This window comes from Streptomyces sp. NPDC017056 (assembly GCF_044332485.1).
Taxonomy (GTDB): Bacteria; Actinomycetota; Actinomycetes; order Streptomycetales; family Streptomycetaceae; genus Streptomyces.
The window spans coordinates 278909-302993 of record NZ_JBIRPD010000007.1 but is presented as its reverse complement, the minus strand read 5'-3'; the positions used below and the strand labels follow the sequence as shown (position 1 = coordinate 302993).

The following is a 24085-nucleotide window of genomic DNA, read 5'->3' as shown; positions in this document are numbered from 1 at the left end:
ACCATGGGTCGCCGGATTCCGGGGAACCCTACGAAGGCGCCGACCGTCAGCAACGATACCGGCACACCGCGCGGCCCCCACGGGACGGGGGCGCACGCGGGAGGTAGCGTCGGGCGTGAGAACGCACGCTGTTCGTGGTATCCGTCCGCCCGGCCCACCTGTCGGACGTACGGACGAGACAAGGGGAAGACACACTCCAGATGCCGGACCGACGCCGCCGCGCGGCCCTCCTCCTCCCTCCCCCAGCCTTCGCTGGGAGGTGCCCCCAGCCCGCCGCCGCTCCCGGGGCGGTGCTGCTGCGCGAGCGCAAGCAGTCCTCCGATTCCGCGGGCACCCCGGGGTCGTCGGACCGGCCGGGCTCGTCGGGCACCGGTGGTTCTCCCGGCTCGTCGGAACCGGCCGGGTCCCCGGACGCGACGGACGGGACGGACCCGGCGGGCCATGCCGGGACGCCCGCCCGGGAGCGGGCCCACAGCCGCCCCCGGGGCCAGGGCCGTAACCGGGAGCAGGACGGCGACAACCCGTTCGCGCCGCCGCCCGCCGACGCCCCCGACCAGCTGTGGCAGCCCCGCCACCCGCAGCAGGGCCAGGGGCAGGACGGCGAGCAGGAGCAGTCGGGAGACGGGCAGTCGTGGGGCAGCCAGTGGAGCAGCCGGCAGCCGGGCCGCCAGGGCGGCGGCTTCGGTACGCGGCAGGGCGGCGGCCGTGGCGGCCAGCAGGGGCCGGGCGGCCAGGGCGGCCCCGGGAGCCCCGGCGGCCCCGGCGGGCTGCGCTGGGACCCGACCGACCCGGCACAGCGCCGCGCCCGCTACGCGCTGCTCGCCGGCATGTGGGGCTTCTTCTTCGTCCTGTTCAACCTGCCGGAGATCTCTCTGCTGCTGGCCGCCCTCGCCCTGTACTGGGGCATCAGCTCGCTGCGCGCCAAGCCGGCCCGCGCGGGCGGCGGCGCGCGGGCCACGGCCGCCGACGTCTCGGGCCAGGCACCGCCCCGTACGGACGCCGCGGGCGCTTCCGCCACCGGCTCGGCGCCGACGCCCGGCTCCACCCGGCCGCAGACGACGGCGGCGGTGGCGGGCCTGGTCACGGCCTCGCTGGCGCTGGTCATGGTGGCGGCGACCTTCACGCTCCAGTTCGTCTACCGCGACTACTTCACGTGCGTGAACGACGCCCTGACCAAGTCCGCCGCGCAGTCCTGCGAGAAGCTGCTGCCCGAGCAGCTGCGTCCGCTGCTCAGCGCCCAGCAGGAGTAATCCGGCAGGTCCTGCCTACCCGAGGACGCCCGGGACGCCCAAGGACCCCCGGGAACGCCCGAGAACGCCCGAGAACGTCTCAGCCGCCGCCTTCCGGACCGGCGGCTGAGGCGTTTCCGGAGGCCGCGGCGGGTGCGGTGGCCGGTTCCTCGTACGGAAGGTCTGCCTCCGGTTCCCTCGGCAGGGCGGGCTCGAACTCCGCCATCAGGCCGCCTGACGAGGCGCGGAGCGCCGACCAGCGGGCCCGGCGGGTGCTGGCGTCGTGCCAGGGCTGCTGCGCGCGGGGGTCCGCGCCGGGGTCGTCCTCGTAGGCGCAGCCGTAGTCGGGTGCGTAGTCGCCGTCGGAGGCGTAGGCGTAAGCGTAGTCGTACGGTTCCGGGCATGCGGGGGTGCGGCGCAGCCGGCGGGCCGCCGTACGGCCGAGCGCCCGCCCGCAGAAGCGGGCCGCCGCCCACGCCAGACGCCCGGCGCCCAGGGCCGCCTTGGCGAGCCACCGCACGGCGCGCCCGATCCGCGTACGGAGCTTCACGCGCGGCCGCGGCGCAGGCTTCGGCGGCCGGGGCGCGCCGCGCAGCCACCAGGCCCGCACGACGAGGGCTCCCGGGACGCCCACGAGGGCCGTCCATCCCGTCGCCGCCGCCCCCGTCTGCCACCAGCCGGGGCCGAAGTGGGACAGCGCCGAGTTGCCCAGCGCGCCGCCCGCCAGCCCGGCGAGCACCGCCGACACCGCCCCGCAGGCGAGTGCGCCGAGCCCGGCGGCCGCGGCCGTCTCCCGCCAGCCGGTCCAGCCGGCGGCCACGGCCGTGTCCCAGGACTTCGCGGCGGCGGCCTGCGGCGGGGACGCGCCGTCCGCCGCCGGCCGGGTCGCCGCCGCGTACGCCTTCGTGGTGAGCGTGGCGTACCTGGCCAGCGCCACCCCGGCGGCGAGCGGTACGGCCGCGGTCAGCCACTGCAGCGCTCCCGCGCCGCCCGCTTCCGGGACCATGCCGAACAGCGGGAAGTGCGGCAGCGCCGGATATCCGGCGGCGCCGAGCGGCCCGGCCGTGCTCCCCGCGCCGAGCGTGAAGCCCGGGCCGAGCCCGTACGCCAGCCCCCATACGACGGCGTTCGGCAGCAGGACGAGGCTGAGCAGCAGCACGGTGCACCGGCCCGCCCAGTCGGGGGCAAGGGCGAGGAATTCGGCGCGGACCGCGGGCGCGTGCCAGCCGAGGGCGAGGAGCACCAGCAGCGCGCCGCAGAGCAGCAGCGCCAAGAGGCCCGCAGTGCCCGCGCGCAGCGCGGCGGCCAGCCGCGGGCCCTCCAGTGCGGCCCGCAGTCCGGGCGGCAGCCCCTCGCGGACACGCTGGACCGGTCCGGGCAGCGGCACGAAGGCGTCCCGGCCGACGGCGTGCCAGGCCGCCACGGCGAGGGTCACCGCGGCGGCTAGCGGTAGGTACAGCAGGGCGCTCAGCGGCTCGACGTGCAGCGGGCCCGCCGAGGCGTACAGCAGGGCGGCGGCCGCGACGAGCAGGTAGCCCGCCAGTACCCAGCCGAGGAGGAGCCGGGGGCCGGGCTCCGGGTCGACGTCGTCGGGGTGGAGGAGGCCGGGGCCGACGGGGGGCGGCGGCTCCTCGGGCCCGCGCGGGGCTGCATGGTCCGGTTCCGGGTGCGGGTCCAGGTCCAGGTCCGGGTCCAGGTCCGGGTCCAGGTCCGGGTGCGGGTGCGAACTGGGTTTCGGGTCGGGGTTCGGGTCCGGGGCCGGGGCCGGAGCCCGGGTCGGGTACGCCGGCGTGGGGCCCGCGTCCGTCTTCGGGCCCGCGCCCCTGCCCGCGCCCGTGCCGGTGTCGCCGGAGACCGGGCATTCGAGGATGTGCCGCGCCGACCGGTACAGCAGCCAGACGGGCAGGGCCGTCAGGAGCAGCGGTGTCACGGCGACGGGCGACGGGTCGCCGGAGAGCGTCACGACCCGTACGAGATCGCTGCCGTGGGCGAGAAACCACAGGTCGGCGGCGAGATGCAGGGCTCTGGACGGGTCGCTGTCCGGGTACGGGGAGGCCACCCAGAGCAGCAGTACCGCGACGGCGAACGCGCCGAGCCCGAGCCCGGCGGCCAGCACGCCGCCGAGGAAGGCGGTGCCGAGCGCGGCGGACCGCTGGGTGGAGGCGCGGCCGCGCGACGACAACGTCGGGCCGCGGTCGGTCAATTGGCTCACGCCGCCATGCTGCCAACAACACACGATTCATCCATGGAGCAGGCGTTTGCCGGACGTGTCGCTCAATATATGCTTATGCACCTTTTCACACCGCCGAGCCGCCCGAACGCCACCACCCCCTCGGACGCTTCCGCCACCCCCTCGGACGCTTCCGCCGCCCCTTCGGACGCCCCCACGGCCGCTGCGGCACCCGACGCACCGCCAGAAGCGCCGGCCACCCGCCGCACTGACGCCCCGTCACCCAGTCCTACCAGCACCGCCGCCGCTGCCTTCGACGCCCTGTACGTACGGCACGCTCCCGACCTGACCCGCCAAGCGATCGTGCTCACCGGCCACTGCCCTCTCTCTCAGGAGGCCGTCGAACGGTCGTTCCAGACGGCCTGGCAGCGCTGGCCCGAGATGGCGGTCGACCCGGACCCGCCGGGACGCATCCGGGCCATGGTCCACGAGTACGCGCTGTCGCCCTGGCACCGCATGCGCCCCGGCATGCGGACCGCACAGCGGCCGACCCCCAAGGCGCCCGCCCCACCGCCCGCCACTCCCCCGCAGCGCGCGCTGCGGGACGCCGTACTGAGCCTGCCCGCCCCGTACCGGCGCGCCCTGCTCCTCCACGACGGCCTCGGCCTGGGCCTGAGCGAGACGGCCGCGGAGATCGAGGCCAGCACGCCCGCGACGGCCGGACGGCTGACGCACGCACGGCAGGTCATCGCCGACCGGCTGCCGGAACTCGGCCTGGCCCAGGCGACGCCCGTACGCCAGGGAGAGATCCTGCGCGAGCGGCTGGCCGGGCTCGCCGCCACCCAGCCGGTGGCGCCACCGGCCGCCGGGGTCGTGCGCAGCGGCGGCGAACGCACCGTCAGCCGGATGACGCAGGGCGCGTTCGGGCTCACCGCGCTGATCGCGGTGGCGACCACCTTCACGCTCGTCCAGGAGGCGGGCACCCTCCCCGGCCCGCCGGCCGCGGGGCCCCCGGCGCTGGCCTCCTCCCCCACGCCGGGGGCGGCGGCCAAAGGCGGCCGTACGGATCAGGCGAAGGCGGCGAAGGTGCGAGCGGAGAAGGTGCGGGCCGAGCGGGCCAGGCGCGCCCGCGCCCAGCAGGCCGGGGCGCCCGGCACGGCACGCGGGAGGGCCGTGGGGGCTGGCCAGGGCGTCCCGCAGGCCCGCTAGGGCCGTTGCGCGTCCGTACGCGCACGAAAAGCGCGGGCCCGCACCCCCGGAGGGAGTACGGGCCCGCGCCGATGCGTACCTCGGTCAGCCGACCAGGATCTCGCGCGCCAGGCGCGCGGTCTCCGACGGGGTCTTGCCGACCTTGACGCCGGCGGCCTCCAGGGCCTCCTTCTTCGCCTGGGCGGTGCCGGAGGAGCCGGAGACGATGGCGCCGGCGTGGCCCATGGTCTTGCCCTCGGGCGCGGTGAAGCCCGCGACGTAGCCGACGACCGGCTTGGTGACGTTGGCCTTGATGAAGTCGGCCGCACGCTCCTCGGCGTCGCCGCCGATCTCACCGATCATGACGATCAGCTCGGTCTCCGGGTCGGCCTCGAAGGCCTCCAGGGCGTCGATGTGGGTGGTGCCGATGACCGGGTCGCCACCGATGCCGACGGCCGAGGTGAAGCCGATGTCGCGCAGCTCGTACATCATCTGGTAGGTCAGCGTGCCGGACTTCGACACCAGACCGATGCGGCCGGGCTTGGTGATGTCGCCCGGGATGATGCCGGCGTTGGACTGGCCGGGGGTGATCAGGCCGGGGCAGTTCGGGCCGATGATGCGGGTCTTGTTGCCCTTGCTCGACGCGTACGCCCAGAAGGCGGCGGAGTCGTGCACCGCGATGCCCTCGGTGATTACGACGGCCAGGCCGATCTCGGCGTCGATCGCCTCGACGACGGCGGCCTTGGCGAACTTCGGCGGCACGAAGATGACGGACACGTCGGCGCCGGTCTTCTCCATCGCCTCGGCGACCGAGCCGAAGACGGGAACGGACGTCCCGTCGAAGTCGACCTCGGTGCCGGCCTTGCGCGGGTTGACACCGCCGACGATGTTGGTGCCGTCGCCCAGCATGAGCTTGGTGTGCTTCATGCCCGTGGCACCGGTCATGCCCTGGACGATGACCTTGCTGTCCTTGGTGAGGAAGATAGCCATGGTGGTCTGAGTCCCTCTATCCCTTACTTCGCAGCCGCGGCGAGCTCGGCGGCCTTGTCGGCCGCGCCGTCCATGGTGTCCACACGCTGGACCAGCGGGTGGTTGGCGTCGCTCAGGATCTTGCGACCCAGCTCCGCGTTGTTGCCGTCCAGGCGGACGACCAGCGGCTTGTTGACGTCCTCGCCCTTGGACTTGAGCAGCTCCAGGGCCTGGACGATGCCGTTGGCGACCTCGTCGCAGGCGGTGATGCCACCGAAGACGTTGACGAAGACGGACTTGACGTCCGGGTCGCCGAGGATGATCTCCAGGCCGTTCGCCATGACCTCGGCGGAGGCGCCGCCACCGATGTCGAGGAAGTTGGCGGGCTTGACGTTGTCGTGCTTCTCACCGGCGTACGCGACGACGTCCAGGGTGCTCATGACGAGACCCGCGCCGTTGCCGATGATGCCGACCTGGCCGTCGAGCTTGACGTAGTTCAGGCCCTTGGCCTTGGCGGCGGCCTCCAGCGGGTTGGCCGCGGCCTTGTCCTCCAGGGCCTCGTGCTCCGGCTGGCGGAAGTCGGCGTTCTCGTCGAGCGAGACCTTGCCGTCCAGGGCCAGGATGCGGCCGTCCTTGGTCTTCACCAGCGGGTTGACCTCGACGAGGAGCGCGTCCTCGGCGACGAAGGTCTCCCACAGGGTCACCATGGCCTCGGCGACGCCCTCGGCCACCTCGGCCGGGAACTTCGCCTGGGCCACGATCTCGCGGGCCTTCTCGATGGTCACGCCCTCGACGGCGTTGACGGCGACCTTCGCGAGGGCCTCGGGGGTCTTCTCCGCGACCTCCTCGATGTCCATGCCGCCCTGCACCGAGGCCATGGCCAGGAAGGTGCGGTTGGTGCGGTCGAGGAGGTACGAGACGTAGTACTCCGCCTCGATCTCCGGGGACAGCTCGGCGATCATCACCTTGTGGACCGTGTGGCCCTTGATGTCCATGCCGAGGATGTCCGTCGCACGGGCGACGGCCTCGTCCGGGTTCGCGGCCAGCTTCACGCCGCCGGCCTTGCCGCGGCCGCCGACCTTCACCTGCGCCTTGACGACGGACTTGCCGCCGAGGCGCTCGGTCGCCGCGCGTGCCGCCTCAGGCGTGTCGATGACTTCACCGGCCAGCACCGGTACACCGTGCTTGGCGAAGAGGTCCCTCGCCTGGTACTCGAACAGGTCCACGCGCGTCCGTCCCTTGTCTACTCAGAATCGCCGTAGTGATCGCGGTTCGTTGTCTGCATGGGCGTGCCGCGAAGGGCAACGTGACTGCGCTGTCACTGAGGGATGCGTACACGGTGGCCGGTACGCGGCATGTCCGTCTCGCAGGTTATCCCCGCAGGACCGGGGTCCCTAAATCGCAGATCACACTGCGGCGGTGATAACAGTCACAGAGACGACGGTCACAGATCACAGAGGGGTACGGGCGGGTGGCCGCCAGGTGGACGAACCGTCCGCCCGTACGGTCCCGCACACAGCGCGAAGCCGGGCGGCTCCCTTCCCACGGGGAGCCGCCCGGCTGCTCGCTCACATGCGTCACGGGCGGCGGCGGGGGCGTACGGCGCACCACCCTGCGCGTACGCCCTGCCGCCTGCCGGTGACGGTCAGACGCCCTGCGCCGGGAGGACCGGAAGGGTCGGAAGGGCCGGAAGGGTCGAGAGGACCGGGAGGGTCGTGGCGCCCGGGAGAGTCGGCAGCGCCGGGATGTTGGCCGGGCTGGTCAGGTCGGCGGGCGCGGCGGGCAGGGTGGGTACGGCGGGCACGGCAGGCGCCCCAGGCAGGGTCTGGCCCGGGAGCACGCCCTGCGCACCCGCGGTGGCGCCACCGGCGATACCGGCCGCGTCGTTCTTCACGGTGCCGACCAGGCCCTGCGCGAACGGGGTGGCGTCCGTGGCCACACCCTGCACGAAGGTCTGCGCACCGCCCGCGACGCCCTGCACGAACGGGGTCGCCTGACCCGTCACGTCACCGGCGAGCAGGCCGACGCCGCCGACGGCACCCTGGGCGACCGGCACGACCTTGCCGACTACACGCTGGGCGACGGGCGGCAGGACGTCGGCGGTGGTGCTGTCGACGACCGGGCGGGCGGTGGCCAGAGCACCCTGCGCGGTACCGGTCACCTTGCCGAGGTCGGCGGCCTTGGGAAGGTCGGTGGTCTCGGGGAGGTCGGTGGCCTTGGGGAGGCCCTTCGTGGGGAGGCCCTTGGCGGGGAGGCCCTTGGCGGGGAGGTTCTTGGTGGGCAGGCCCTTCGTCGGGAGGCTCTTCGTGGGGAGGCTCTTCGTGGGGAGGCTGGTGGTCGGCAGGTTCTGGGTGTGGACGTCGCCGCCGGTGACCTGGCCGGCCACGCCGTCCACGGCCTTCTCGACCGTGCCGGGGAGGCCGGCGGCGTTGGCGGCGACGGAGCCCAGGGCCCACAGGCCGGAAGCGGCGGCGGCTACGACGATGGAACGACGGATGTGCGTACGCATGATGGAGGAAGTCCTTCGAATTCAGGGATCGACGGGCAGACCTGTCCCGCCCCCGCGCGGCAGGTCCTGTGCAGACGCGAGGTCTGCGGACGGGGGAACTCAGACGCTGGACGTCTGCAGGTCTGCCCTAGCCCGGGAATTCGAGGATGTCCGCGGCACGCTGCCGCGTCGGCGGCTCGGCGGCCGCGAGGACGCCTCCGGGCACCAGCCCGAAGCGCACGTGATGCGCCGGTACGGCCGCGAACTGGTCACCGCCGCGCGGGCCGTGGCCGTCTCCGGCGGTGTGTGAGGCCGACGGGGCGGGTCCCTGCGGGAGCTGACCGGGGAGGCCGCCAGGCTCCTGGCCCGGCTGCTGCTCCGATGCCGAACCGGCTCGCTGCGCGGGCTGCGGCGAAGCGTCGCGAAGCTCGCTCGCCGACGCCCAACTGGAGGCGCAGTCGGTCGCGTTGGTGTGCGCGGCGCCCTGCCGGACACCGGTTCCGGCGTGCTGCGCACCGGTGCCGGGCTGTGGCCCGGAGTCCTGGCCCGGCTGCTCGCCGTGCCCGTCGTCACCACGCCCGCTGTCCCCGTCGGCGTTGCCGTCGACACCGGGGACGCGGCCCGGAAGCTCTACGGGAAGCGAGCCCGCGCCGGCCACCTGGCGCACCTCGCGCACCACGTTCCGCACCGGTGCGGTGACCGGCTCGGCGGCTCGTTCGGCGGTCGGTGCGGTCCGTTCGGCGATGGGCCGTGCGGCCTTGCCGACCGGCGTCTCCGTCACCGTGCTTACGGCTGTCTTGCCGCCGCGCTCCAACTCCTGCCCAGCCCCGGTCACGGAGGCCCTGTCCAGGGTCTTGGCCGACGTCTGCGAAGCCGTCGGAGCCACCGCCCTGGCCTGCGCCCCCACCTGCGACTTCATGCCCATCGGGCGGTCCGCCGCATGCGCGCCGTCACCGAGCGCGAGCCCCAGCGCCACGAACCCCGCCAGGAACAGTCCCGCGAGCAGCGCGCGCCGCACCACCGCGGTGCGCGGCAGGCGCGCAGCGGCGGGAAGGGCGGGCGAAGCAGGCACGGAAAGGTCCTTTTCGGCGGGCCGGAGAACGTGTGGGAGCCAGGGCGTCACGGGAGGCCGGGCATGACCGGCTGCGGCTACGCGACCGGTGCGGGCGTTTCGGCCAACACGCTGGCAGGGCCTGATCCTTGCACGACATGCCAGGTGCCACGCAAGCCCCCTGAGGCTCTCGTTACCGTTGCTCCGTCATGTCCGGTATCGGCAGTGGCCGCTTCTCGATCGCGGCCGCCATCACCTCCGGGAAGAGGTCGGGCGTGCAGGCGAACGCGGGGGCGCCCAGGGCGGCCAGGGCCGCCGCGTGGTCCCGGTCGTACGCGGGCGCTCCCTCGTCCGACAGCGCGAGCAGCGTCACGAACTGCACTCCGGACGCCTTCATCGCCGCCACCCGTTTGAGCATCTCGTCGCGTATGCCGCCTTCGTAGAGGTCGCTGATCAGGACGACGACCGTGTCGGCGGGCCGGGTGATCCGGGACTGGCAGTACGCGAGCGCGCGGTTGATGTCCGTACCGCCGCCCAGCCGGGTGCCGAACAGTACGTCGACCGGGTCGTCCAGGTCGTCGGTCAGGTCGGCCACCGCGGTGTCGAAGACGACCAGCCGGGTCGCGAGGGCGCGCATGGACGCCAGGACGGCGCCGAACACGGAGGCGTAGACGACGGAGGCGGCCATCGACCCCGACTGGTCGATGCACAGCACCACGTCCTTCTTCACCGACCGCGCGGCCCGCCCGTGGCCGATCAGCCGCTCGGGGACGACCGTGCGGTGCTCCGGCAGGTAGTTCTTGAGGTTCGCGCGGATCGTGCGGTCCCAGTCGATGTCCCGGTGCCGGGGCCGGCTGACGCGCGCCGAGCGGTCCAGGGCGCCGGTCAGCGTGGCGCGGGTGCGGGACGACAGGCGTTTCTCCAACTGTTCGACGACCTTGCGCACCACGGCGCGCGCGGTCTCCTTCGTCGTCTCCGGCATGACCTTGTTGAGCGAGAGCAGCGTCCCCACCAGGTGTACGTCCGCCTCCACGGCCTCCAGCATCTCCGGCTCCAGCAGCAGCGCGGACAGGTCGAGCCGTTCGATCGCGTCGCGCTGCATGACCTGGACGACGGGGGTGGGGAAGTACGTACGGATGTCGCCCAGCCAGCGGGCCACGCCCGGCGCCGAGGCGTCCAGCCCCGCCGCCCGCGGGCCTCCGGCGCCCGTGCCGTCCGGTCCGCGGTTTCCGTAGAGCGCGTCGAGCGCCCCGTCCATGGCGGCGTCACGCCCCCGCAGCTCGCAGCCGGTCCCGTCGGCGTCGTCCCCGCCCAGCACCAGTCGCCACCGCCGCAGCCGCTCCTCCGTCCCGTTCATCCGGCCACCCCCGTACGCTCCGTCGTTCCGGTCTCTTCTGTCCCCAACAAGGTGCGCAGGGTGGGCAGTACGGCCGCGGCCCGGTCGCGGTCCAGGCCCGGTCCGAAGCCCGGAATCGCCGCCGTCTCCTGGCCGCCCCGCGCACCGGCAGGCCCGGCCCCGCCTGCCGGGCCGCGGCGTATCAGCTCCCCGAGCGTGCGCCGCACCCCGTCGTCGTAAGCGGCGAACGTCCGCCGCAGCAACGGCAGTACATCCGTGAAGGCATCCGGCGGTACGTGCGTCAGCCAGCCGTCCACCAGGGCGAGCAGCCGTTCGTCATGCACCAGCAGCAACCCCCCGGCGTCGCCGCCCGCGAACCCCTCGATCCAGCCCGCCGCTTCGGGAGGCGGACTCCCGGGCGACAGGGCCAGCCCCATCAGCCGTTCGGCGTCTTCGGCCGCCAGCCGCCCGTCGTCCAGCAGCAGCCGCACCGCCCGCCCCCGTATGAGGCCGGGAACCGCCTCCCGCTCGGCCAGCTTCCGCAGCACCAAGGCCCAGCGGTCCCGCAGGCCGCCCTCCGGGGCCGCCCCGGCGGCGGCGACGGCCGCGGGCGTGACTGCGGCCGGCGAGCCCTCGTCCAGGAGACCCACCGCGTGATGGGTCGCGTCCAGGTGGCGGCGCATCTCCTCGGCGCCGTCCGCGTCCAGGCTCGTGCAGGCGGGCGGCAAGCCGACGAAGATCCGCTGGGCCAGCCCGGTGGCCACCTCCCCCAGCGCGGCGGCGCCCGTGCCCCGTACGTCGCCGTAGCGCACCGAGCGGACCAGCGCGGGCAGCGCCTGGGCGAGGTGCCGCACGTCCGCGTCGAGCGCGGCCCGGTCCGACAGCACCCGCACGACCACGGGGAGCGCGTCGGGCAGCGCGGCGAGCAGGCAGCGCTCGGCGAGGGCCGTCACATCGGCGAGGGCGGTCGTCCCGAGGGCGTCGGACCGTGCCTTGGCGGTCGCGGCCGCCTCCACGGTCGTGCCCCAGACGCCTGCCTCGGCGGCCCGGACGGACAGCTCGGGCTCCCAGCGCAGCCGCCAGCTCTCCCGGAACGTGCCGGTGCTCGCGCGCGCCCGCACCGGCTCGCCCCACGGCACGCCGAGCAGCCGCAGCCGGTGCAGCAGCCGGCTGCGCCCGGCGTCCGTCTCCTTGCGCAGGTCGAGGTCCAGCTCCCGGTCCGCCGCCTCCGGTTTGAGGCGCAGCGACCGCTGGCTGCGGGCGAGGTCCCGTTGGAGCGGCACGGCGGGGGCGCCGTCCGGCACCCTGCCCAGTACGTCGCCGACGACCAGCCGGTCGTGGATCAGCGCGGACGGCGCGTCGGACCCTTCGCCGAGCACCGCGCGGACCGCGTCACCGGCCTCCGCGAGCCCGGCCAGCGGCCGACCGCGCAGCGCCGCCAGCGCTTCGGCGAGCCGGACGGCCTCGATGACGTGCGCGGACGAGACGGCGTAGTCCTCCTCGCGCAGGAGCCGGGCGACCTTCGTCATCCAGCGCTCGATGGGCCGGTCCGGCGCGCCGAACAGGTGGCCGTACCAGCCGGGCGAGGAGATGCCCGCTCCGTACCCGCTGCGGCGCGAGAGCCTGCGGTGGGTCCAGGGCACCCAGGTGACTTCGGGTTTCACCTTGGGGAGGCCCTTGAGCAGTTGACGGTCGGCGGTCACCGTCGTCCGCAGGTCCAGCGCCGGTACGTGCCACGCGCCGCACACCACCGCGACGTGCTCGCCGTACTCCCGGCGCGCTTCCCGCAGCCGGAGCCGCATATGGGCCTCGCGCACCGGGTCATGGCCGTGCCCGCCGTCGCCGTACGCCTCCCGCAGCGCGCCCATCGCCTCGGCCAGCGCCTCGAACGGCGCGAGCGGATCGGTGCCGCCCGTGGCGTCCTGCGGGCGCGCGTCACCGCTTCCGTCGGCGCGGTGCTCGATCACGTCCTCCCACCAGCGCTCCGGGTCGTCGTATCCGGCGGTCCCGGCCAGCACCGCCACCGGATCGATCCGCGCCTCGGCCGCCCGCCCGTGCCCTGTCTCCGCCGTGTCTTCCTCTCCCGGGGCCTCCTCGCCGAGCGCCAGGGAGTGGGCCGCCGGCAGGTCGATGAAGCGCACCGGTACGTCGCGGGCCAGCGCCCAGCGGATCGCCACCCACTCCGGGGAGAACTCCGCCAGCGGCCAGAACGCCGCCCGGCCCGGATCGGCGGGCACGTGGGCGAGCAGCGCGACCGGGGGCCGCATCGCCTCGTCCGCGGCGAGGGCCACCAGTGCGTCCGCCTCCGGCGGGCCCTCGACCAGCAGGGCACGGGGCGCGTACCGGTCCAGGACGGCCCGCACCGCCCGCGCCGAGCCCGGGCCGTGGTGCCGCACCCCCAGCAGCAGCGGCCGGTCCGCCCGGCGGTTCATGCCCCCGCCTCACGGCAGGCGCGGTAGAAGTCCTTCCAGCCGTCGCGCTCGCGCACGACCGCTTCCAGGTACTCCTGCCAGACGACCCGGTCCGCCGCCGGGTCACGGATCACGGCGCCGATGATGCCCGCGGCCACGTCCCCCGACCGCAGCACGCCGTCGCCGAAGTGCGTCGCCAGTGCCAGTCCGCTCGTCACCACGGAGATGGCCTCGGCCGTGGACAGCGTGCCCGAGGGGGATTTCAGCTTGGTCCGCCCGTCTGCGGTGACGCCGTCCCGCAGCTCCCGGAAGACCGTCACGACGCGGCGGATCTCGTCCGTCCCGGCGGGCGCGGGCGGCAGGCCCAGGGAGCGTCCGAGCTGCTCGACGCGCCGGGAGACGATGTCCACCTCTTCCTCGGGCGTCGCGGGCAGCGGCAGCACCACCGTGTTGAAGCGGCGGCGCAGCGCGCTGGAGAGTTCGTTGACCCCGCGGTCGCGGTCGTTGGCGGTGGCGATCAGGTTGAAGCCGCGTACGGCCTGGACCTCCTGGCCCAACTCGGGGATCGGCAGGGTCTTTTCCGACAGCACGGTGATGAGCGTGTCCTGCACGTCGGCGGGGATGCGGGTCAGCTCCTCGACGCGCGCGGTCATCCCCTGTGCCATCGCCCGCATGACCGGACTCGGCACCAGCGCGTCCCGGCTCGGGCCGTGCGCGAGCAGCTGCGCGTAGTTCCAGCCGTAGCGGATGGCTTCTTCCGGTGTGCCGGCCGTGCCTTGGACGAGCAGGGTCGAGTCGCCGCTGACCGCCGCCGCCAGGTGCTCGGACACCCACGTCTTGGCCGTGCCGGGCACGCCGAGCAGCAGCAGCGCCCGGTCGGTCGCGAGCGTCGTCACCGCGACCTCGACGATGCGGCGCGGGCCGACGTACTTCGGCGTGACGACCGTGCCGTCCGGCAGGGTGCCGCCGAGCAGGTATGTCGCCACCGCCCACGGCGACAGCCGCCAGCGCTCCGGCCGCGGCCGGTCGTCGGCCGCCGCCAGCGCCTTCAACTCGTCCGCGAACGCGTCCTCGGCGTGCGGGCGCAGCGCCTGCGCCGGTCCGTCGCCGCCGAGCCCCCCGGTGGTGTTGTCGGGCATGGTCCCCCCTCGTCGCAAGGTGTGCGGCCCGCACCCCGCCAACCGCCGGCCGCTTGCGTGAACCACCTTGCACCACGCCACTGACAATCACCGGAAAACCCGCCGTGACCTGCTACTTCGAGCGCGGCAAGGGCGATTGTCAGTGGTGGCTCGTAGCGTTTGGGGCATGAATCAGCAGGGGGAATGCTGGACGCCGGACCGGGTGCTCGCGCTCGCGCCCGACGAACCGTCGCGCAGGGCGGGCGGCGAGCTGGCGGCGTCGGGCTCGTGGCCGGAGAGCGGCATGCGCGGTGACGCGGTGTGGGGGCTGTGCCAGGGGGGCGGCAGCGGGCCGTACCAAACCGTCGTGGACATGGCCGGACCGGCCTTCAACTGTTCCTGCCCGAGCCGCAAGTTGCCGTGCAAGCACGCGCTGGGGCTGATGCTTCTGCGGGCGGGCGGCGAAGGGGGCGTCGGCGACGGCGAGCCTCCGGCGTGGGCGGAGGAATGGCTCACCGCGCACCGGCGGCACGCCCGTAAGGAGGAATGGGAGGAGGGGAGTTCGGCGCGCGGCAGCGGGCCGGAGGGTGCTCGGCGGCGGGCGGTGCTGCGCGCCCAGCGGATCGGCAGCGGGGCCGCGGAGCTGGAGCAGCGCCTGGAGGACCTGCTGCGCACCGGGCTGGCCGGTGCCGAGAGGGAGGGGTACGGCGCGTGGGACGAGACGGCGGCCCGCATGGTCGACGCTCAGGCGCCCGGTCTCGCGTCCCGAGTACGGGAGTTGGGGGCCGTAGTGGCGTCCGGTTCCGACTGGCCGTCCCGCCTGCTCGCCGACTGTGCGCTGATCCACCTGCTCGACCAGGCTTACCTGGGCGTCGACCGCCTGCCGCCCGCCCTCGCCGCCACGGTCCGCACCCGTGTCGGGCTGACCACCGAAGCGGCCGACGTCCTCGCCGGCACCGACACCGGCACCGACACCGCGACCGTACGCGACCGCTGGCTGGTGCTCGCCCAACAGGACGCCGTCGAGGGAGTGTTGACCAGCAGACGGATATGGCTGCGCGGCGAGCGGGCCGGGCGCATGGCGCTGCACCTCTCCTTCGGCGGGCCCGGCCGCGCGCTGGACCTCTCGCTGCCGCGGGGCCTCGTCCTGGATGCCGACCTCGCCTTCTACCCGGGGGCCCGACCGCTGCGCGTCGCCCTGGGAGCGCGGCACGCCGATCCGGTTCCGGGGGGCGCGGTGCCGCCGGGCGGCGGCACCGATGCCGCGCTGGCCGCGTACGGTCACGCGCTGCGCGACGATCCGTGGCTCGACGCCTGGCCGGTGGTCCTGGAGGACGTCGTCCCGATACCGGCGCGCGACGGCGAGCGGTGGCAACTGGCCGACGCGCACGGCGAGTCCGCGCTGCCCGTCGATCCGCGCTGCGCGGGGCGCGCGGGGCTGTGGCGCCTGGCCGCCATATCCGGCGGCGAGCCGGTCACGGTCTTCGGCGAGTGCGGCCACCGGGGCTTCGCTCCCCTGACCGCCTGGGACCCGGAGCCGGTCGCCTTGTGACCCCGGCGGCCGGACCGCACGCACCGCCACCCGCCCCGACACCGGCCCGCCCCTCCACCGATCCGTACCTCCACCGGTCCACCCATCCGTCCCTCCACCGGTCCACCCATCCGCCCATCCGTCCCTCCACCGGTCCACCCATCCGCCCATCCGCCCCTCCACCGATCCACCCGTCAGCTCCTCCGCCCGTCCACCCATCCGCTCCTCCGCCCGTCCGCACGATCACCGTCTGGGGGATGACCATGATCGACACCCATCACGATGCCGGAGGGCAGCACGGCGCCGGAAGCCATCACGGCACCGCCGCCGCTGCCGAGCCCTCCTGGGAAGAGCTGGTGAGCGCGGCGCTCCTCGGTACGGAACGCCGTACGCCGCCCGTCACCGCCCGCGAGGGGCAAAGTGCCGCCGCAGCGCTGCTGGACGCGGCAGCGGTCAGCACGGTCCGGCGCCGGGCCGCGCTGCGCCCGGCGCCCGCCCGGGAGCGCCCCGTACCGGCGCCGCCCGACCCGCGCCCCCCGCTGCCGCCGGCCGCGCGGCGCAGGCTCGCCCTGCTGCTCGCCGACCGCGACGGCACCGCCGGCGGCCACCGCCGCGGCACGGCCCCCGACCTGACCGAACTGCTGCCGCAGTGGCTCACCGCCGCTGCCCGGTACGGCTACCGCGCTCCCGAGGCGCTGCTGCCCGCGCTGCTCGACGCGGCCCGCGCGCGGACCGACCTGCGCCCAGCGGCTCTCGGTTTCGCCGGACCGCGGGCGCTGTGGCTGGCCCGGTTCAACGACGAGTGGAAGTTCGCGCTGCGCGGCATCGGGAGCGCGGCCGCGCTGCCCGGTTCCGACGATCCCGAGGCCGTACGCGCCCTCTGGGAGGAGGGGCTGTTCGCGGAGCGCGTCTCGCTGCTGGCGGCGCTGCGCCGCCGGGACCCGGCGGCGGGCCTCGCTCTCCTCGCCACCACCTGGGAGACCGAGCGCGCCGAGGACCGGCTGATGTTCCTCGACTCGCTGCGGGAGGGTCTGACGGCGGCCGACGAGCCGTTCCTTGAGCAGGCGCTGTCCGACCGCAGCCGCAACGTCCGCGGCACGGCGGCGGAATTGCTGTCGTCCCTGCCCGGCACCGCCCTCGCGACCCGGATGGCCGTACGGGCCCGCGCCTGCGTCTCCCTGGTGCGCACCGGGAGCGGCTCGGACGCCTCGGGTACGTATGCCTCGGGTACGGACGCCTCGGGTACGGACGCCTCAGGCACGCGCACACCGGATACGGACGCCTCCCGTACGAACGCCTCCTGGGCGCTCGCCGTCGAGGCGCCGCGTGCCTGCGACGCGGCGATGCAGCGGGACGGGGTGGTCCACCGGCCGCCAACCGGGCGCGGCGAGCGCGCCTGGTGGTTCGGGCAGTTGCTGGAGGCCGCGCCGCTGGGCTGCTGGAGCCGGTGGCTGGGCGGCCGGGAGCCGGCGGCGATCGTCGCCCTGCCGGTGGCCGACGGCTGGCGCACCGAGCTGCACGACGCCTGGTGCCGCGCCGCCGTACGCCAGCGTGACGCCTCCTGGGCGCGCGCCCTGCTCGGGTCCCCGGCCACCGGCGCCGCCGCCGGCGGCACCACCGGCGCCGACGGCGCGGCCGGTTCGTCGCGCGACCTGGCGAAGCTGCTGACGGTCCTGCCCGCGGACGAACGGGCCCAATGGGTAGCGGGGTTCATAGCGGCCCACGGCCTGTCCGACGCGTTCCGGATGCTCGGGGTCTGCGCGGTGCCGTGGTCGGAGCCGCTGGGGCGGGCGGTAGTCGACGCGCTGGACATCGCCCGGGACGCGGGCAGTTACCCGTGGAGTTTCAGCGGGGTGATGGGCCTGGCCGAACGGTGCCTGGACCCGGACGCGGCGGACCGGCTCGACATGCTCACCGCGACGCCGGACGAGCCTGCGGACGGTTCGCCCGGCGCGGTCGGCTACTGGTCGGAGGCGTTCCAGCGCCTCGTGGGCACGCTGCGGCTGCGCGCCACGATGCGGGCGGAGCTGGCCCCGTGAGCCGGCCCGCCCGCCTCCCGGGTGCCTCAGGCCGCCAGCTGGCGCACGTTGGCCCTGACCCACTCCACGATCGACGAGGTCGTCGCCCCGGGCGTGAAGATCTCCGCGACCCCCAGCTCCTTGAGGGGTGCGATGTCCGCCTCGGGGATGATCCCGCCGCCGAACACCTTGATGTCCGCCGCGTCCCGTTCCTTGAGCAGTTCGATGACCTTCGCGAACAAGGTGTTGTGCGCGCCGGACAGGATGGACAGCCCGATCGCGTCGGCGTCCTCCTGGATCGCGGTGTCCACGACCTGTTCCGGGGTCTGGTGCAGCCCGGTGTAGATGACCTCCATACCGGCGTCGCGCAGCGCCCGCGCGATGACCTTGGCCCCCCGGTCGTGCCCGTCGAGCCCCGGCTTGGCCACCACCACGCGGATCGGACCCTGCACACCCATCACTGCCTCCCAGCCCTGCCCGGCACGGGACGGCACCTGTACGGGACAGGGCCGCCGGCCGACAACCGAATAGCGGCCGCGCCGGCCGCCCCAAGCGTGAACGAACGTTATCGCCAGCATCCCGTACGCGGCCGTTTCGTGACACGGAGGGAGGGGGAAATCACACATTGGGACACGTTCGCTACGCGTTGCGTTCCGCATCGGTTCAGCCATGCGGGACGGGCGCTCGGGGAGCCGCAGTGAGGTCGCCGAGCCTCCGCGCCGTCAGCCGCACGGCACGGGGGTCCGGTTCTTGAACGCATCCGCCTTCGCATCCGTACATCCGGGCAGCAGCTCGTCCGTGGCAGCCGCCCGTTCATGTACGTGTACGTTGCCGGAATCGGCTGCCCATGAGGGCATACGGGGGACAGAGTGATCTCCCGCGTGCCATTCGGGAGGTCGGCCATGAAGGCCCTGCCCTTTCTCTGTTGTCTGGCCCGCCCGTCCGTGCTGCTGCGTGCGACGGTCGTGGAGCTGGCGTTAATCGTCGGGCACCTTCTGCTGTATCCGACCGGCATCCATCAGGAGCAGCCCAGAGCCGTCCCCGTCACAGGCCCCGGCCCCGGCCCCGGCCCCGGCCCCGACACGACCACGTACACCGGCACCGGCACCGGCACCGGCACCGGCACGACCACGTACACCGGCACCGAAGGCAACGCCGCCACCGGCACGGTCACCCCGGCGCCGGCCGGCCGGACGGCGGCACCGCCCACGGGCGACCGCGGCCACCCGCCGGTCGTGCTGGTGCACGGGCTCAGCGGCAACCGTTCCGTCTTCGTCTCGCTGCGCCGCTCACTGCTGCGGCACGGCTGGCGCCACGTGGAAGCGCTCAACTACTCGCCGCTCACCAGCGACCTCCGCAAGGCCGCCGAGCTGCTGGGCCACCACGTGGAGCAGTGCTGCGAGCGGACCGGCCGCAGCCGGGTCGACCTGGTGGGGCACAGCCTCGGCGGCCTGGTCGCCCGCTACTACGTCCAGCGCCTCGGCGGCGACCTCCGCGTCCGCACCCTGGTCACCCTCGGTACGCCGCACGGCGGCACCTGGCTCGCTCCCCTGGCGTCGGTCCACCCGCTCGTGCGGCAGCTGGGTCCGCATTCCGACGTGATCGTGGAGTTGGAGCGCCCCGCCCCGAATTGCCGGACGCATTTCGTCTGCTTCTGGAGCGACTTGGACGAGCTGATGGTCCCGTCGAAGACCGCGTGTATCGATCACCAGGATTTGATCACCCGGAGCGTGCGGGTATCCGGGCTCGGGCATCTCACGCTCGCGGTCAACGGCGCGGTCGCCGCCGGAATACGGGAGGCGTTGAGTGCCGAGGAGGAGGCGGAGGGCGGCGCGAGCAGGTCCTCGGTCGCCTGACCACCGCTTCGTCCGGCTTACCCGGGCCGCCTCGGGGCGGCACTTTCCAAGGTCGTACCCGCCCATTCGTTCTCACGGGCGGCCTCCCGGCCGATCTGCCGCGGATCGGCCGGTTGATCTTCCGTTTGTTCCCCTGCCGCCCCGGGAGGGTTCGAACGGCCCTCGAACGCGGCGCCAAGAACGCGCATAGTGTCCGCCGAAAGGCGGCCAAATGCCCGTTGTCAAGAAGCCCGAAACCTGCCGAAGATTGTCGCCGTCACGTACCGCCGGGTACAGTCGCCGCTAATTCTCCTGCTGCCGAGGCGAAAGCGAAGTGGTGGTGAACGACCGTCACTCACCGGAGTCCCCTGCTCCGGCCGTCCCCTCCACCGATGCCTCGTATGCGCATTACCCCGCCTACGAGTCCTTCGGGCACCAGGACACCCACGTCGGCCACGCCGGATACGGCGGCGGCGACGCGTTCTTCGGCGCCGCCCCCGGCCACCAGGCCCCCGGCGCGGCGTACGGCGCCACCGCGTACGACACCGCCCCGTACGGCACCGACGCCTACGCCACGGCCGCGTACCCGGTCGGCGCCTACGACACCGGCGGCTACGACGCGGGTACCCACCCCGCGGACGCCTACGCCACCGGAGCGTTCAACTCCGGCGCACACGCTCCCGGCACGCAGCCGGAGGCGGCCTACGACCCGTACTCCCACACGGCGTACGACACCGGCGCCTACGGGACCGGCGGACCGGGCGGCGCCAACGGCTACGAGGCCACCGCGGTCTGGGAGGCCGTGGACAGCGACCTGATCGCCGGCATCCCGGCGCAGGCGGGCCCCCCGCAGACCGGCGACTACGCGTACGATCCGGGCGCCAGCGACCAGTGGGAAACCATGACTTGGGCCGCCCCGGACCAGTACGGGTACGCGCCCCCGAGTGATCAGCACGAGCCCCCTTACGGGGCATTCGAGGCGCCCTCGAACGCGGACGCGGTGGACAACCGTTTCATCGCCGAGGCCCTCACCCAGACCACGCCGGCGATCACCGCCGACCACGACGGCCTCTCCCCCGATGCCGCCGACGTCACCCCCGAAGCCGGTTCCCCCGCTGACGCGGCTCCCGGCCCGCGCGCCTCGCGTTCGCGCCGCGCGTCGCAGGGCGGCGGCTCCTCCGGCCGCGGCCGCCGCCGTACGGCCAAGCGCTCCGCGCTGCTGACCGTCGCGGTGCCCTCCGTCGCCGCCATGGGCGTCTGCGCGGTGGCCGCCGCCTCCGTCACCAGCGGTGCCGGGAACGGCGCCAAGGACGCTACGACGACCCAGGCCGCCGGGGACACCGGAGCCGTACAGACAGCCGCGGCCAACAACAAGCTGGACACCCAGCTCGCCAGCCTCAGCGCGGGCGCCGACGACTTCGCCGACCGGGCCAGCCGTACGCAGGAGCGCATCGACCTCAAGGCCCGGCAGGCCGCGGAGAAGAAGCGCAAGGCCGACGAGGCGGCACGCAAGGAGGCCATGCGCCCCAAGTTCGCGCTGCCGGTCGCGCAGCACGGCCTGAGCGCGATGTACGGCCAGGCAGGCGTCAACTGGATGTCCGTGCACACCGGCATCGACTTCCCGGTCGACTACGGCACGCCCGTCATGGCCGCCACGGACGGCACCGTACGCACGCAGTTCAACTCCGCCTACGGCAACATGGTGATACTGACCGCGCCGGACGGCACCGAGACCTGGTACTGCCACCTGAGCACCGCCACGGTCCGGTCGGGCAAGGTCAAGGCCGGCGAGCAGATCGCGTACTCGGGCAAGTCCGGCAACTCCACGGGACCGCATCTGCACTTCGAGGTGCGCCCCGGCGGCGGCTCGCCCGTCGACCCGCTGCCGTGGCTGCGCAGCCACGGCCTGAACCCGACCTGACCGGCCCCGCAGCGCGCAACCGAAACCGTCCGGCACCCCCACCAGGGCGCCGGACGGTTTCGGTTCAGCGGCACTCCGTCAGAGCTTCTCCACCGGCGCGTAGCGCAGCAGCAGCCGCTTCGGCTTCTCGCCGCCGAAGTCGATCGTCGCCTCCGCGTTGTCGCCGCTGCCCTTGACCGCGACGACCGAGCCCAACCCGAAGCTGTCGTGCGTGACGCGGTCGCCGACCGCCAGCGAGACCACCTCGCGGTCCTTGGCGCGCCGGGTCGCGAAGCCGCTCGGGCCCGCCTTCGTACGCGACGAGGACAGCCCGGAGCCGAAGCCGCCGCCGCCCGTGCCCGTCATCGCGCCCATGGAGGCGGAGGGTGTCGCGGGGCCCGTGCGCCGCCAGTCGACGTACTGCTCCGGGATCTCCTCCAGGAAGCGCGACGGCGGGTTGTAGGACGGTTGGCCCCAGGCGCTGCGCATCGTCGAGCGGGTCACGAAGAGCCGCTCGCGGGCGCGCGTGATGCCGACGTACGCCAGGCGCCGCTCCTCCTCCAGCTCCTTGGTCTGGCCGAGCGCGCGCATGTGCGGGAAGACGCCGTCCTCCATGCCGGTCAGGAAGACGGTGGGGAACTCCAGGCCCTTGGCGGTGTGCAGCGTCATGAGCGTGATGACGCCGGAGCCCTCCTCGTCCTCGTCCGGGATCTGGTCGGAGTCGGCGACCAGCGCGACCTGCTCCAGGAAGTCGGCGAGGGTGCCCGGATTGTCCTCGCCGCGGTCCTGCTCGAATTCCAGGGCGACGGCGGCCAGTTCCTGGAGGTTCTCGATGCGGGTCTCGTCCTGCGGGTCGGTCGAGGACTGGAGCTCGGCGAGGTAGCCCGTACGCTCCAGGACCGCTTCCAGGACGGTGGCGGGGCCGACGCCGGACTCGACGATGGTGCGCAGCTCTTCCATGAGCGTGTTGAAGCGCTTGACGGCGTTGGCGGAGCGGGCGGCCATGCCGTACGCCTCGTCGACCCGGCGCAGCGCCTGCGGGAAGGTGATCTTCTCGCGGGCGGACAGCGCGTCGATCATGGCTTCGGCGCGGTCGCCGATGCCGCGCTTGGGCACGTTCAGAATGCGGCGCAGCGGGACGGTGTCCTCCGGGTTGGCGAGGACGCGCAGGTACGCGAGGACGTCGCGGACCTCCTTGCGCTCGTAGAAGCGCACGCCGCCGACGACCTTGTAGGGCAGGCCGACCCGGATGAAGATCTCTTCGAAGACGCGGGACTGGGCGTTGGTGCGGTAGAAGACCGCGACGTCGCCCGCCTTGGCGTCGCCCGCGTCGGTCAGCCGGTCGATCTCGTCGGCGACGAACTGGGCCTCGTCGTGCTCGGTGTCGGCGACGTAGCCGGTGATGCGGGGGCCTTCGCCGGCGTCCGTCCACAGGTTCTTGGGGCGGCGGTTCTCGTTGCGCTCGATGACGGCGTTGGCGGCGCTGAGGATGGTCTGCGAGGAGCGGTAGTTCTGCTCCAGCATGATCGTCGTGGCGTCCGGGTAGTCCTCCTCGAACTGGAGGATGTTGCGGATCGTGGCGCCGCGGAACGCGTAGATCGACTGGTCCGCGTCACCGACCACGCACAGCTCGCCGGCGGTCTCGGCCGGTCCCACCAGCTCCCGCACCAGGGTGTACTGCGCGTGGTTGGTGTCCTGGTACTCGTCCACGAGGACGTGCCGGAAGCGGCGGCGGTAGTGGTCGGCGACATCGGGGAACGCCTGGAGGAGGTTGACCGTGGTCATGATGATGTCGTCGAAGTCCAGGGCGTTGGCCTCGCGCAGCCGCGCCTGGTACATCGTGTACGCCTCGGCCACCGACTTCTCGAAACCGTCGGCGGCCTGCTGCGCGAAGGTCTCCTCGTCGATGAGCTCGTTCTTGAGGTTGGAGACCTTGGCGCTGAAAGACTTGGGCGGGAACCGCTTGGGGTCGAGGTCCAGGTCCCGGCAGACCAGGGCCATCAGGCGCTTGGAGTCGGCCGCGTCGTAGATCGAGAACGACGAGGTGAAGCCCAGCTTCTTGGACTCGCGGCGCAGGATCCGCACGCACGCGCTGTGGAAGGTGGAGACCCACATCGCGTTCGCCCGGGGGCCGACCAGCTCCTCGACGCGCTCCTTCATCTCGCCCGCGGCCTTGTTGGTGAAGGTGATCGCGAGGATCTCGCCCGGGTGCACACCGCGCGCGCCGAGCAGATGCGCGATGCGGTGCGTCAGGACGCGGGTCTTGCCGGAGCCGGCGCCGGCGACGATGAGCAGCGGGCCGCCGGTGTGCGCCACGGCGGCCTTCTGCTGGTCGTTGAGCCCCTCCAGGAGGGCAGCGGGGTCCACCGCGGGGCGGGGGGCGCCGTCGCGGTAGTACGGGTCGCGGCCCGGGCCGACGGCGTGCGGGAGGCCGCCGGGCACGTCGAAGCGCCCGCCGAACAGGTCGGCCGGGATCTCCTCCTGTGCCGGACCGTCCTCGTCCTCGGGAGGCGGCGGGGGTCCTTCGCCCGTGGGTTCGAGGTCCGCCAGGAAGCTGTCGTCAAAGAGGCTGCTCATCGCCCACCGAGTCTAGGCCGCCCCACTGACAGCCCGGCCCGAACCGCGAAAACCGGCCGTGTGACCTGGCCCGCCCCCGCCGAGGAGTGGCGGGCGTCACAGGACACGCCCCGGTCGCGAAAAGATCACGAAAAGGTTTCGGGCATATCGCACATCAGCCTTCCCAGCGGCCACACGGGTTGGCTACCGTGCTCGCTCGGGCAGCCCGCCGTCCCCGCGGTCGAACAGCGTCCGCACGGGCCGCCCCCGCCGAGTCCGGCCCTG

Annotated in this window: 16 protein-coding genes; 6 read left to right on the top strand and 10 right to left on the bottom strand. The window is 73.9% G+C overall.

Annotated elements, in window-relative coordinates:
* The first annotated feature begins 200 nt into the window (after nucleotides 1-200).
* Complete coding sequence (locus tag ACH4OW_RS15680) at nucleotides 201-1250, top strand: hypothetical protein (RefSeq protein WP_398028062.1); 1050 nt, start codon at nucleotides 201-203, stop codon at nucleotides 1248-1250.
* 79 nt (nucleotides 1251-1329) lie between these two features.
* On the opposite strand, the gene ACH4OW_RS15675 is transcribed toward ACH4OW_RS15680, so the two are convergent.
* The gene (locus tag ACH4OW_RS15675) at nucleotides 1330-3441 is read right to left on the bottom strand and encodes a DUF6350 family protein (RefSeq protein WP_398028060.1); all 2112 of its coding nucleotides are present in this window, start codon (nucleotides 3439-3441) and stop codon (nucleotides 1330-1332) included.
* A 75-nt stretch (nucleotides 3442-3516) separates the two neighbouring features.
* Between ACH4OW_RS15675 and ACH4OW_RS15670 the strand changes: the two genes are divergently transcribed.
* Nucleotides 3517-4608, top strand: coding sequence for a hypothetical protein (locus ACH4OW_RS15670; RefSeq protein ID WP_398028058.1), 1092 nt, complete (start codon nucleotides 3517-3519; stop codon nucleotides 4606-4608).
* Nucleotides 4609-4692: 84 nt separating this feature from the next.
* Here the strand turns inward: ACH4OW_RS15670 and sucD are convergent, their stop codons facing one another.
* The 7 genes from sucD to ACH4OW_RS15635 form a co-directional block, all read right to left on the bottom strand.
* Nucleotides 4693-5577 (bottom strand): succinate--CoA ligase subunit alpha, encoded by an 885-nt coding sequence (gene sucD / locus ACH4OW_RS15665; protein WP_360136458.1) that lies wholly within the window; start codon nucleotides 5575-5577, stop codon nucleotides 4693-4695.
* Between the two features lie 23 nt (nucleotides 5578-5600).
* On the bottom strand, nucleotides 5601-6782 hold the full coding sequence (gene sucC, locus ACH4OW_RS15660; protein WP_360136459.1) for an ADP-forming succinate--CoA ligase subunit beta: 1182 nt from the start codon (nucleotides 6780-6782) through the stop codon (nucleotides 5601-5603).
* Nucleotides 6783-7201: 419 nt separating this feature from the next.
* Nucleotides 7202-8065 (bottom strand): hypothetical protein, encoded by an 864-nt coding sequence (locus ACH4OW_RS15655; RefSeq protein ID WP_398028056.1) that lies wholly within the window; start codon nucleotides 8063-8065, stop codon nucleotides 7202-7204.
* Nucleotides 8066-8192: 127 nt separating this feature from the next.
* On the bottom strand, nucleotides 8193-9116 hold the full coding sequence (locus tag ACH4OW_RS15650) for a hypothetical protein (RefSeq protein ID WP_398028054.1): 924 nt from the start codon (nucleotides 9114-9116) through the stop codon (nucleotides 8193-8195).
* 172 nt (nucleotides 9117-9288) lie between these two features.
* On the bottom strand, nucleotides 9289-10452 hold the full coding sequence (locus tag ACH4OW_RS15645) for a VWA domain-containing protein (RefSeq protein WP_398028052.1): 1164 nt from the start codon (nucleotides 10450-10452) through the stop codon (nucleotides 9289-9291).
* Nucleotides 10449-12863, bottom strand: a complete 2415-nt coding sequence (locus tag ACH4OW_RS15640; RefSeq protein ID WP_398028050.1) for a DUF5682 family protein — start codon at nucleotides 12861-12863, stop codon at nucleotides 10449-10451. Before ACH4OW_RS15640 ends, ACH4OW_RS15645 begins: the two co-directional genes overlap by 4 nt.
* Nucleotides 12860-13981, bottom strand: a complete 1122-nt coding sequence (locus ACH4OW_RS15635) for an AAA family ATPase (protein WP_360136464.1) — start codon at nucleotides 13979-13981, stop codon at nucleotides 12860-12862. The genes ACH4OW_RS15640 and ACH4OW_RS15635 overlap by 4 nt, the downstream gene beginning before the upstream one ends.
* 166 nt (nucleotides 13982-14147) lie before the next feature.
* Here ACH4OW_RS15635 and ACH4OW_RS15630 point away from each other — a divergent pair, with 166 nt between their 5' ends.
* Together ACH4OW_RS15630 and ACH4OW_RS15625 are read left to right on the top strand one after the other, a co-directional pair.
* Complete coding sequence (locus ACH4OW_RS15630; protein WP_398028047.1) at nucleotides 14148-15512, top strand: SWIM zinc finger family protein; 1365 nt, start codon at nucleotides 14148-14150, stop codon at nucleotides 15510-15512.
* Nucleotides 15513-15754: 242 nt separating this feature from the next.
* Nucleotides 15755-17530 (top strand): DUF5691 domain-containing protein, encoded by a 1776-nt coding sequence (locus tag ACH4OW_RS15625; protein WP_398028226.1) that lies wholly within the window; start codon nucleotides 15755-15757, stop codon nucleotides 17528-17530.
* Between the two features lie 26 nt (nucleotides 17531-17556).
* Here ACH4OW_RS15625 and ACH4OW_RS15620 read toward each other — a convergent pair whose 3' ends face one another.
* Nucleotides 17557-17967, bottom strand: coding sequence for a cobalamin B12-binding domain-containing protein (locus tag ACH4OW_RS15620; RefSeq protein WP_073759125.1), 411 nt, complete (start codon nucleotides 17965-17967; stop codon nucleotides 17557-17559).
* 444 nt (nucleotides 17968-18411) lie between these two features.
* Here ACH4OW_RS15620 and ACH4OW_RS15615 point away from each other — a divergent pair, with 444 nt between their 5' ends.
* On the top strand, nucleotides 18412-19365 hold the full coding sequence (locus ACH4OW_RS15615; protein WP_398028045.1) for a lipase family alpha/beta hydrolase: 954 nt from the start codon (nucleotides 18412-18414) through the stop codon (nucleotides 19363-19365).
* A gap of 319 nt (nucleotides 19366-19684) precedes the next feature.
* A complete protein-coding gene (locus ACH4OW_RS15610) occupies nucleotides 19685-21265 on the top strand; it encodes a M23 family metallopeptidase (protein ID WP_398028043.1) in 1581 nt (526 codons plus the stop codon).
* Nucleotides 21266-21343: 78 nt separating this feature from the next.
* Here the strand turns inward: ACH4OW_RS15610 and pcrA are convergent, their stop codons facing one another.
* Nucleotides 21344-23821, bottom strand: a complete 2478-nt coding sequence (pcrA, locus tag ACH4OW_RS15605) for a DNA helicase PcrA (RefSeq protein WP_398028041.1) — start codon at nucleotides 23819-23821, stop codon at nucleotides 21344-21346.
* Nucleotides 23822-24085 lie beyond the last annotated feature (264 nt).

Excerpts from the sequence above, each read along its gene's own strand:
- ACH4OW_RS15640 (WP_398028050.1), bottom strand. The coding sequence starts at position 12,863 with ATGAACCGCCGGGCGGACCGGCCGCTGCTGCTGGGGGTGCGGCACCAC.
- pcrA (WP_398028041.1), bottom strand. The coding sequence starts at position 23,821 with ATGAGCAGCCTCTTTGACGACAGCTTCCTGGCGGACCTCGAACCCACG.
- ACH4OW_RS15630 (WP_398028047.1), top strand. The coding sequence starts at position 14,148 with ATGAATCAGCAGGGGGAATGCTGGACGCCGGACCGGGTGCTCGCGCTC.
- ACH4OW_RS15680 (WP_398028062.1), top strand. The coding sequence starts at position 201 with ATGCCGGACCGACGCCGCCGCGCGGCCCTCCTCCTCCCTCCCCCAGCC.
- ACH4OW_RS15655 (WP_398028056.1), bottom strand. The coding sequence starts at position 8,065 with ATGCGTACGCACATCCGTCGTTCCATCGTCGTAGCCGCCGCCGCTTCC.
- ACH4OW_RS15635 (WP_360136464.1), bottom strand. The coding sequence starts at position 13,981 with ATGCCCGACAACACCACCGGGGGGCTCGGCGGCGACGGACCGGCGCAG.
- ACH4OW_RS15645 (WP_398028052.1), bottom strand. The coding sequence starts at position 10,452 with ATGAACGGGACGGAGGAGCGGCTGCGGCGGTGGCGACTGGTGCTGGGC.
- ACH4OW_RS15620 (WP_073759125.1), bottom strand. The coding sequence starts at position 17,967 with ATGGGTGTGCAGGGTCCGATCCGCGTGGTGGTGGCCAAGCCGGGGCTC.
- ACH4OW_RS15670 (WP_398028058.1), top strand. The coding sequence starts at position 3,517 with ATGCACCTTTTCACACCGCCGAGCCGCCCGAACGCCACCACCCCCTCG.
- sucD (WP_360136458.1), bottom strand. The coding sequence starts at position 5,577 with ATGGCTATCTTCCTCACCAAGGACAGCAAGGTCATCGTCCAGGGCATG.
- ACH4OW_RS15615 (WP_398028045.1), top strand. The coding sequence starts at position 18,412 with ATGAAGGCCCTGCCCTTTCTCTGTTGTCTGGCCCGCCCGTCCGTGCTG.
- ACH4OW_RS15625 (WP_398028226.1), top strand. The coding sequence starts at position 15,755 with ATGATCGACACCCATCACGATGCCGGAGGGCAGCACGGCGCCGGAAGC.